Origin of the sequence: Candidatus Caldatribacterium sp. (assembly GCA_014359405.1) — a bacterium.
Taxonomy (GTDB): domain Bacteria; phylum Atribacterota; class Atribacteria; order Atribacterales; family Caldatribacteriaceae; genus Caldatribacterium; species Caldatribacterium oleiphilum.
The window spans coordinates 6,214-15,745 of sequence record JACIZN010000038.1 but is presented as its reverse complement, the minus strand read 5'-3'; the positions used below and the strand labels follow the sequence as shown (position 1 = coordinate 15,745).

The following is a 9,532-nucleotide window of genomic DNA, read 5'->3' as shown; positions in this document are numbered from 1 at the left end:
CGTACCTTTCATCACACCGGAGCACTTTCAAAAGATTTACTGGCCGACGCTTAAGCCAATCGTGGAAGAACTCTGGAAGCGGGGGCATCAGGTTCTTTTCTATGCCGAGGGGAATTGGGATTACCACCTCGAGACTTTCCGGGAGCTTCCACCAGGAAGCATTGTGTACCACGTCGACAAGGGGGACATTTTCAAGGTGCACCGTGTCCTTGGCGATCGCTTTGCAATAAGCGGGGGTCTACCCAATGACCTTCTTGCCCTTGGAACCCCTGAGGAGGTCCGGGTGTACTGTAAGCGCATTATCGATGAGGTCGCAAGAGATGGTGGGTACATTATGGATGCGGGAGCCATCATTCAGGATGATGCGAAAATCGAAAATGTGCGGGCTATGACCGAGTTCACCCGTGAGTACGGGCAGTACTGAAGGAGGGAGAAGTATGGGTCGTCCTGGTGTATGCATGACCTGGGAGGAGGCAAAGGTGTACTTTCCAGTCGTTCAAGGGAACGAGGACATCATTCGTGACATCTGGGAAAAAATCGAGTACTGGCCCTGGCTTTTCGTTTGGCACGTGCTCCTCTCCTTCTGAGGCGGTGGAGAATGTCGTCCTTTTGGCTTGCGGTTTCAACGAACACCTACCATGGTTTCTCGCTTGAGGAGGCGCTGGAGGGTATAGCGCGGGCCGGATTCCGGTGGGTGGAACTCTCCTGTGTCGTGGGCTGGACGGAGCACTTCCGGTGTGACCAGGCAAAAGAAGCGGATCTCGTTGCTCTTCGGAAAAAAATTGAATCCTTTGGTCTTTCTGTGGCGAGCCTGAGTGCACATTCGAACCTCGCCACAGAGGAGGGACGTGCGTATCTCTCTTCTGCTCTCTTCTGTGCTCAAGTTCTTGGAGCACAGGTGGTCAATACGGGAACGGTCGATCGGGAAAGCGATGTAGTGCTCCTTGAGAAAAACCTCGAGCTGCTCTCGAGGGAAGCAGAGGCCTTTGGGGTCTTTGTGGGTCTTGAGGTGCACGGAGATGTCTTCTCCACAGGGGCAAAGCTTCGGGGTCTTCTTGAAAAACTCAGGTTACCTCGAGTTGGCATAAACTACGATACCGGTAATGTCATCTTCTACGGGAATACCCGTCCCGAGGAGGACATAGTAAGTTGCCTTCCCTATATTGTCCATATGCATCTCAAGGACAAGCGGGGAGGGTACAAGGTTTGGGATTTTCCTCCTCTGGGGGAGGGAACCGTTGACTTCCCGAGAATTTTCAAGCTCCTGCGCCAGAGTGGGAAGGAAATTCCACTCAGTGTAGAAATTGAATTTGACGGTCTTTTCCGTCATCCTCGCCTGCTCGTAGATGAGGCAGTGCAGCAGTCCTTTCGATACCTCCAGAGTATAGTAGAGGGGGACAGAGAATGAAGCGGGAAGATTTTGTCTTTTTCGATTTGCGGGGAAGGGTCAAGAGTACTTCTATCGACCTTCTTTTCCCTGGCTGGAGAGAGGGAGATGAGCGGGTTGTCATTTTCTCGCCTCACGATGACGATGCTCTTCTCGGTGCCGGGTATCTCCTCCAGGCGGTGCCTCTTTTTGGCGGAGAGGTCCATGTGGTCGTGTTCTGCAACGGTTCCGGTGGGTACAGCGTCATTGAGCACAAGCACATCATCACTGCGCTTCGGGCTCGAGAAATGGTGAAAGCTTACGAGAAGGTCGGCATTCTTCCAGAACGTATCCACCGCCTTGAGTACGACGACTACAGCGTCTGGCCCTTCATCGGCTGGAAACTCCCCTCGGGAGGGGGAACGGTGGAGAAGGTTATCCCGCTTCTGCGGCGCCTCAGAGCAACGCGGGTTGTGCTTCCCAATGGGCACCGGGAACACCTCGACCACACTGCCGTCTTTATGATTGGAGCCTTTGATGCTCCTCAGGTAGGAGATCCTGTTATGGCTGACTGGGGAGAGAGTTCTCCGATTCGCTCGGTGCTCCAGTATGCGGTGTGGAGTGACTTTTCTTTCGAGGATGCACTCTGTGTGGGGGACAGCTTGGATGTGCGTGCCAACCGGGCTTTGCGAGCACCGCATGAAGCAGAAGAACGTATCCGGGAGGCCATGCAGGAGTTCAGGACGCAGGCAAAAATCGTGGAGGGACTCCTTGAGGCTCGGAGAGAACGGATGCTCTCAGAACGGAGCTTTCTTGAGGTGTACCTTGCCTTTGAGCCTCGTCCAAAGTGTGAGTACCGGAGATACATTGCGCGAGTCCTTGAAATTGAGAAAGAAGGTGGTGTACGGTGAAGAGAGTCGCCCTTTTAGGTTCGGGTTTCATTGCCTCTGTGCACATGGAGGCCTGGAGGAGAATAGATGGAGCAGAAGTGTGTGCCTTCTTTGAGGTGCATCCCGATAGGGCTCGGGATTTTCGAGAGAAATACGGAATTCCTCACTACGATTCCTTTCGCACTCTTTTGGAGAGGGAGAGTGTCGACATTGTCGACATCTGCCTTCCCACTTTCCTCCATCGGGAGTATACAGAGATGGCAGCAAATGCCGGAAAGCATGTGTTCTGCGAAAAGCCCATCGCCCTTACTGTGGATGATGCTCTGGCGATGAAAGAGGTCTGCACAAGGAATGGAGTACACCTTATGATTGGCCATGTTCTCCGTTTCTGGGGAGAGTACGTTGAGGCTAAGAAACTCATTGAAGACGGGGCTTGTGGAAACATTCGTTTCGTGGAGGCCTTTCGCCTCTCGGTGACTCCTTTATGGTCCGTTGGGGGATGGATTCTCGACCCTCGCTTGAGCGGTGGAGCATCCCTTGACCTTCACATCCACGATCTCGATTACGTGAACTGGCTCCTTGGAGAACCTGAGAAAGTGTTCGCCCAAGGCATTCGCTCGGAAAAGGGCTCCTTTGACCACATTACTACCCAGGTTCAGTACCAGAACGGAGCTTTAGCGACGATTCAGGGTGGGTGGATGATGCAAGGGGAGTTCCCCTTCACCTGTGGATTTCGAGTGCTGGGAGACGAGGGGGTTCTGGAGTGGACTTTCCGAGCGGGGGTGAACATCGAGGAACGGGGGAAAGTGAATCCTATGGTTCTTTACCGGAAGGGCGAGCCAAAGCGGGAAATAGAGGTTGCAGGTGAGGATCCATACACTGCTGAGCTCCGGTACTTCTTGGATTGCGTGGAGAGAGATACGCCTCCGGAGCTTGGAACCCCGGATCAGGCCACTCTTGCCCTTAAGGTGGCCCTTGCCGCACAGCGTGCGGCCTCGGAGGAGAGCCCTGTTGCCCTATGAAGTCTTTCCGTAAAGTTCTCCTCGTTGAGGATGACGCTCTCTTGCGAGAGCGATGGGAGAACCTCTTGCGAGACGAGGGGTACTACGTCATTTCTGTTCGAAATCGGGGCCTTGCTTTGAACTGCCTCGATAGAGAAGAAATCGATATCATGCTCGTTGAGGAAGGGGTTCTGAGCGAGAATAGCTTTGAGCTTTTGGCTTTTGTCAAGCAGCACTTTCCCGACATGATTATCATCGTTACGGGAAAAGAGGAGAGTCCAGCCCGGGTTCGAGAGTTCCTGGCCAAAGGGGTGTACGAGTACCTCTCTCCCCCTTTCACGCCCTCCCGTATTCTCTCGGTAGTTCGGAGAGCTGATGCACATCTTGCCCTGCTTGAGGAGAACAAGGACCTCCGGCGTAAGTTCACGCACCGTTTCTCTTTTGCCGGGATTACAGGAGTTTCAGAAAAGATGCAGCGCATCTTTAACCTGATTCTCCAGGTTTCCCAGGTAAAGCGTCCGGTACTTCTTGTAGGTGAACAGGGAACGGGAAAAGAGATGGTTGCAAGGGCCATCCACCGCTACGCCTTTGGAGAAGGGAAGCCCTTCATCAAGATTCTCTGTGGGGCTACCCTTCAGGGTTTTCCTCAGGAAGAAATCCAGCGCGTCGAAGAGGGAACGCTGTACTTTGAGGATATTCACCTCCTTTCCTTGCCCTTGCAGGCCGAGCTTCTCGAGTTTCTCGAAGAACAGCGCTTTGGGGGAAAAAGCGGCAGTGTCCGCATTGTCGCCTCCTCAGAAATCCCCCTTGAGGAAAAGGTTGCGCAAGGGTCATTCCGGAATGACCTTTACTACTTTTTGAGCGTTGTAAAGATTGAGATTCCCCCATTGCGAGAAAGGAGGGAGGATATTCCTTTTCTTGTGGACCAATTCCTCAGGGATATTGCCGAGGAGACGGGGCGGAAAACCGTCCGTATCGATCGGGAAGCTCTCAAGATTCTCATCGAGTACGACTGGCCTGGGAATGTGGTGGAACTCAAGAATACCCTTGAGGGGATAGTGATTCTCTCTCAGAGTGACGTTATTACTCCTGAGGATATTCCCGAACACATCCGGCGAGGCAATATCTTCCGAGAGGGAATCATCGGTGTGCGTCTTGGCACTCCCCTGAAGGAGGTAGAAAAGCTCCTCATACGGGAAACCCTCAGAGCACATCGCTTCAACAAGACGAAAACTGCCCAGGCCCTCGGTATAAGCCTTCGAACGCTGTACCGGAAGATTGAGGAGTACCACCTTGGGGAGGAAATTCCTCAGAAGGTGTGAATTTTCTTTTGACTTTTTGGCAAATAGGGAGGGGCCATTTTTGTCATTTTTGCAAAATAATGCGGAGCTTGTTTGTCAAAAAGTCAAAAAACTGACCTTGACTGATGTTGCCCTCCCCTTGCAATTTGCTCTAAACGGAGTACAATAGGGGTCGCGATTCGGAAAAAGCTCTACAGAGAAAGGGGTGAAGCACCATGAAGATTAAGCCACTTGGAGATCGAGTTCTCGTGAAGCGGGTTGAGGAGGAAGAAGTGCGGAAAGGGGGAATCATCCTTCCTGACACGGCGAAGGAAAAGCCACAGCAGGGTCGAGTAATCGCGGTAGGAACTGGTAAAATCGACGAGAACGGAAATCGCAGACCCCTTGAGGTCAAAGAGGGCGATCGAGTCCTCTTTGGAAAGTATGCTGGCACTGAGGTTAAGATTGACGAAGAAGAATACCTCATCATGCGTGAGGATGACATCTTAGGAATCATTGAGGAGTAGAAAGGGGGTAGGTAGCTATGGCCAAGCAGATTCTCTTCCAGGAAGAAGCACGACAGGCAATCCTGCGTGGTGTCAAGACTCTTGCCGATGCAGTGAAGGTGACCCTTGGTCCTAAAGGGCGGAATGTCGTCATAGAGAAGAAATTTGGGTCTCCCACCATCACAAAGGACGGAGTAACCGTAGCAAAAGAAATCGAGCTCAAGGACCCGAACGAGAACGTGGGTGCACAGCTTGTTAAAGAAGTGGCTTCCAAGACGAGTGACGTTGCAGGAGACGGAACCACTACCGCGACTGTCCTTGCAGAGGCTATTTTCCGCGAAGGTCTTCGAAACGTTGCTGCAGGATCGAACCCAATGCTCCTTAAGCGGGGTATTGACAAGGCTGTGGACGCAGTTGTGAAGAGACTCAAGAGCATGGCCAGGGAAGTAAGCGACCGCAAGGAAGTCGCTCAGGTCGCTTCCATTGCTGCCAACAATGATACATCCATTGGTGACATCATTGCTGACGCTATGGAAAAGGTCGGTAAAGACGGCGTCATCACCGTTGAAGAAGCGAAAGGTCTTGAGACCACCCTTGAAGTGGTAGAAGGTTTGCAGTTTGACCGTGGATACCTCTCCCCGTACTTCATCACCGACCCAGAACGGATGGAATGCGTTCTTGAAAACCCGTACATCCTCATCTACGAGAAGAAGATCTCCTCGGTACGGGATCTCCTGCCACTCCTTGAAAAAGTCGTCCAGAGAGGTAGACCGCTCCTCATCATCGCTGAAGACGTCGAAGGTGAGGCTCTGGCTACGCTCGTAGTGAACAAGCTCAAAGGAGTTCTGAGCTGCGCTGCCGTAAAGGCTCCCGGCTTTGGCGATCGGAGAAAGGCGATGCTTGAGGACATCGCCATCGTCACCGGTGGACGGTTCATCTCTGAAGACCTGGGTATTAAACTCGAAAACGTCACCATTGAGGATCTCGGGCAGGCACGGAAAGTCGTCATCGACAAAGAGAACACCACCATCGTTGAAGGTGCTGGAAAGCGGGAAAACATTGTTGCCCGTATGAACCAGATTAAGAAGCAGATTGAGGAGACCACTTCCGATTACGATCGGGAGAAGCTTCAGGAACGTCTTGCCAAGATCGCTGGCGGTGTAGCGGTCATCCGAGTTGGTGCAGCAACAGAGGCAGAAATGAAGGAGAAGAAAGCCCGAGTTGAGGACGCTCTCCATGCCACTCGTGCAGCAGTGGAGGAAGGCATTGTACCTGGTGGCGGCGTTGCGCTTATCCGGTGCATCCCGGCCATTGACGAGCTCCAGCTTGAAGGTGACGAGAAGATCGGAGCTCTGATTGTGAAGAAGGCCCTTGAGGAGCCGGCTAAGCTCATCGCCGAGAACGCAGGCGAAGAAGGCTCTGTCATTGTGGAACGGATTAAGGCTTCGGACAATCCAAACTTCGGTTTCAATGCCCTCACCGGTGAATTCGTGGACATGTTCGAAGCAGGAATTATCGATCCGGTGAAAGTTGTACGTACTGCGCTCCAGAATGCCGCAAGTGTCGCTTCAGTCATGCTCACCACCGAATCCGTTATCACCGAGATTCCTGAGAAGAAAGAATCCTCTGTGCCACCCGCGCCAGAGTACTGATAATGGGGTATAATAGGAAGAGAGTCGCCCGGTGAGAGCGCTCTCACCGGGCGACGTGTTCATGGGGGTGGTTGCGGTGCCCATCTACGAGTACCAGTGCATGGAATGCGGAAAGACCTTTGAGGAATGGCAATCCTTCAGTGACAAACCCGTGTCCCAGTGTCCCTTCTGCAAAGGAAGAGTGAAGCGACTGTTCAGCAAAAACGTTGGTTTTGTCTTTAAAGGAAGTGGCTTCTACATTACCGATTACCGTTCAGGAAGTTCTGCCTCTTCGAGCTCGAGTTGCAGCTCCTGTACCTCCACGAGTTGTGCAAGCTGTGGGAGCTCGGGGTCCTCGGGTTCAGACAGCAAGGATAAGTCATGAATTTTTTTGGGTACCTCCTTATCATCGGTGTACTTCTCCTGGTGGGCCTTTTCTGGGGGACGAGAAAAAGGGGTGCCCAGGTATCGGTTACTGAGTTCTGGCAGGAGAAGGAACGGGAATTTGGAGAAACCCGAGTGCTCTCAAGCTTTGCTCGTTACCTCGGAGGCCATCCTCGCTTTGAGAACGCGACAGATGGCCTCCTTTTTTTGATGTCCAAAAGTCTATGGTTCGAGAATTTCGAGAAAGGACCAAACATCTTTGGTTTTACCCCACCCTTTGAGAAAGTTGTCTTCCGCATACCGCTCCACCGTGTCCTGGGTATTGAAGCTATCCCTGAACGGGTTCTGGCTGCAAGCGATTTCGGTCCTCGCCTCTTTCGCTTCCACCGGCTGAGTCGCGCTCCGCTGTATCTTGGGGTTCGCTATGTGGATGAGTGGGACAAGGAACATACTCTCTACTTTGACAGCATGGTTGATGTGGCTACCTGGCAGAGAGAGCTCGACAAGACGAAGGCCTCATATGTCCCCGAAGAGGAGAGAAATGAAGAAGGCGTTTGTCCCTCGTGTGGGGAGAGAATCGCTCCTGACTTCCGCCTCTGTCCTTACTGTGGGAGAAAGCTTTCCTGAGGTACGGTGATGTTTCAAGGATTCCGAATCGGGCACCGTGAGGATTTTCGTCTTGCTACAGGGTGTACGGTATTCCTTTTCGACGTCCCAAATGTGGCAGTGGCCTCTGTGCACGGTGGTGCCCCTGGAAGTCGTGAACTCCCGGCGCTCTTTCCTGGTCGTCTTGTTCCTGGGGTTGATGCGATTGTTCTCAGTGGAGGAAGTGCCTTTGGGCTCCGCTGTTCTGAGGGTGTTGTCACCTTTCTGCGGGAACGGAAGAGAGGATTTGCCACAAGGGCTACCCCTGTGCCCATTGTGGCCCAGGCGGTGATTTACGACCTTGAGGTGGGAGAGGTTGCCTTTCCCGAGGCCGAATGGGGGTACGAGGCAGCTCTTCGAGCTGACACCACCTTGCGGGAGGGGACAATTGGCGCAGGAACGGGAGCAACGGTGGGAAAAATGTACGGTATGCTCGGAGCGATGAAGGGGGGATTTGGGGCAGGGAGCGCTTGTATTCTTGGAAATTCCGTATGGGCCTTTGTGGTGACCAATGCTCTGGGAGATGTTTACGACCCGAAATCGGGAGTTCTCCTTGCAGGATCCCGAGAAAAGCCCAAAGGAAGGACAACTCCTCCTCCTTTCAATACTACCCTTGCGGTGGTCATTTTTGATTTTTCCCTCCTTCGAGAAGAGCTTCTTGCCCTGGCCTCAGTGGTGCACTCGGCTCTTGCGACTTGTATCCGTCCCTTTGGGACACTCTACGATGGTGATGTTATTTTTCTTGTTGCTTTGGGGAAAAAGCCCCCACAGGACTACCTCCTCCTTGTTCAGGGGGTGTACGAAGCGGTCATCGAGGCTACACTGAACTCGGTGAAGAAAGCGTCCCCGCTTTGTGGCGTTCCTGCGTGTGTAGTACAATAGAGGCGACCGCTGACCGGAGAGGCAGCAAGGTTTAAGTGTTTCTGTCTTCTCCGTCCGGTATCTTCGTGAACTGGAACGGAGGCGGAAAAGTGTACCGTCATTTCCTCTTTGCCGGTATCCTTGGTGCGGTTACCCTTGTCCTCAGTGTGACTCCCCTTGGATTCGTTCCGGTCCCGAACCTCTCTACCTATGCCACGACCATGCATATTCCTGCTATAATAGGAGGGATCATAGGGGGACCCTTGGTGGGGTGCATTTTGGCGTTTTTCACCATGCACCTTTTTCTGGGGAATATTGTGGCCTGTTTCGTGCCGAGGCTCCTCATTGGGGCTGTAGCGTTCTACACCTGGAGAGCTCTGGGGAGAGGAAATCTGGGTGTTGTGGTAGGGAGTTTGGCGGGAACAGCCACAAATACGATTGGTGTTCTGGGACTCATGGTGCTCATGGGGTATTTTCGATTCGAACAGGTGATTCCTGTATTTCTCCTCAACGGTACCCTTGAGCTTGCCCTCTCTGCTCTTGTTGTCCTCCCAATCGTCCGGATACTGAAGAAGGTGGTGAAGTCCGATCTCAATTCTCGTTGTTGATGTCGGCAATACCCATACGACCTTTGGTGTTTTTGATGGCAAGAAACTCCTTGCGCACTGGCGGGTGGCCACATCATCCCGCCGTACTGCCGACGAGTGGGGATTTCTCTTCCGCTTCTTGATGGCGGAAAAAGGAATCGGGAAGAAAACCCTTGAACGAGCGGTAGTATCCTGTGTCGTTCCCCCGGTACTCGATGCCCTGCGGCAGCTTTTTGGGAACCTTTGGGATATTCCGTACCTTGTGGTTGGCCCAGGAGTGAGAACTGGTCTCTCCATTCGTGCTGAGGCGAAGGAAGTTGGGGCTGACCGAATCGTCAATGCAGTGGCGGCTGCAACGCTTTACGGGGGAAATCTCATCAT

Annotated in this window: 12 protein-coding genes and 1 pseudogene (1 of these 13 cut by a window edge); all 13 read left to right on the top strand. The window is 52.9% G+C overall.

What is annotated here, in order from left to right; translation table 11 throughout:
• Positions 1-424: hypothetical protein (locus tag H5U36_04490; GenBank protein MBC7217415.1), on the top strand; the 424-nt coding region annotated here is incomplete at its 5' end.
• Positions 425-437: 13 nt separating this feature from the next.
• Entirely contained in the window at positions 438-587 is a 150-nt protein-coding gene (locus H5U36_04485; protein ID MBC7217414.1) for a hypothetical protein, read from the top strand.
• Positions 588-598: 11 nt separating this feature from the next.
• Positions 599-1,408, top strand: a complete 810-nt coding sequence (locus H5U36_04480) for a sugar phosphate isomerase/epimerase (protein ID MBC7217413.1) — start codon at positions 599-601, stop codon at positions 1,406-1,408.
• The gene (locus H5U36_04475) at positions 1,405-2,277 is read left to right on the top strand and encodes a PIG-L family deacetylase (GenBank protein ID MBC7217412.1); all 873 of its coding nucleotides are present in this window, start codon (positions 1,405-1,407) and stop codon (positions 2,275-2,277) included. Before H5U36_04480 ends, H5U36_04475 begins: the two co-directional genes overlap by 4 nt.
• Positions 2,274-3,278, top strand: a complete 1,005-nt coding sequence (locus tag H5U36_04470) for a Gfo/Idh/MocA family oxidoreductase (GenBank protein MBC7217411.1) — start codon at positions 2,274-2,276, stop codon at positions 3,276-3,278. The genes H5U36_04475 and H5U36_04470 overlap by 4 nt, the downstream gene beginning before the upstream one ends.
• Positions 3,275-4,579 (top strand): sigma-54-dependent Fis family transcriptional regulator, encoded by a 1,305-nt coding sequence (locus H5U36_04465; GenBank protein MBC7217410.1) that lies wholly within the window; start codon positions 3,275-3,277, stop codon positions 4,577-4,579. Before H5U36_04470 ends, H5U36_04465 begins: the two co-directional genes overlap by 4 nt.
• Before the next feature lie 194 nt (positions 4,580-4,773).
• On the top strand, positions 4,774-5,064 hold the full coding sequence (gene groES / locus H5U36_04460; protein ID MBC7217409.1) for a co-chaperone GroES: 291 nt from the start codon (positions 4,774-4,776) through the stop codon (positions 5,062-5,064).
• 17 nt (positions 5,065-5,081) lie between these two features.
• Positions 5,082-6,695 (top strand): chaperonin GroEL, encoded by a 1,614-nt coding sequence (groL, locus tag H5U36_04455; GenBank protein MBC7217408.1) that lies wholly within the window; start codon positions 5,082-5,084, stop codon positions 6,693-6,695.
• 76 nt (positions 6,696-6,771) lie between these two features.
• Positions 6,772-7,059 (top strand): hypothetical protein, encoded by a 288-nt coding sequence (locus H5U36_04450; GenBank protein MBC7217407.1) that lies wholly within the window; start codon positions 6,772-6,774, stop codon positions 7,057-7,059.
• A complete protein-coding gene (locus H5U36_04445; protein MBC7217406.1) occupies positions 7,056-7,685 on the top strand; it encodes a zinc ribbon domain-containing protein in 630 nt (209 codons plus the stop codon). Before H5U36_04450 ends, H5U36_04445 begins: the two co-directional genes overlap by 4 nt.
• 6 nt (positions 7,686-7,691) lie before the next feature.
• Positions 7,692-8,585, top strand: coding sequence for a P1 family peptidase (locus tag H5U36_04440; protein MBC7217405.1), 894 nt, complete (start codon positions 7,692-7,694; stop codon positions 8,583-8,585).
• An 89-nt stretch (positions 8,586-8,674) separates the two neighbouring features.
• On the top strand, positions 8,675-9,172 hold the full coding sequence (locus tag H5U36_04435) for an ECF transporter S component (GenBank protein MBC7217404.1): 498 nt from the start codon (positions 8,675-8,677) through the stop codon (positions 9,170-9,172).
• A pseudogene (locus H5U36_04430) lies at positions 9,159-9,532 on the top strand (type III pantothenate kinase) (it continues 410 nt past the right edge of the window). The gene H5U36_04435 and the pseudogene H5U36_04430 overlap by 14 nt, the downstream one beginning before the upstream one ends.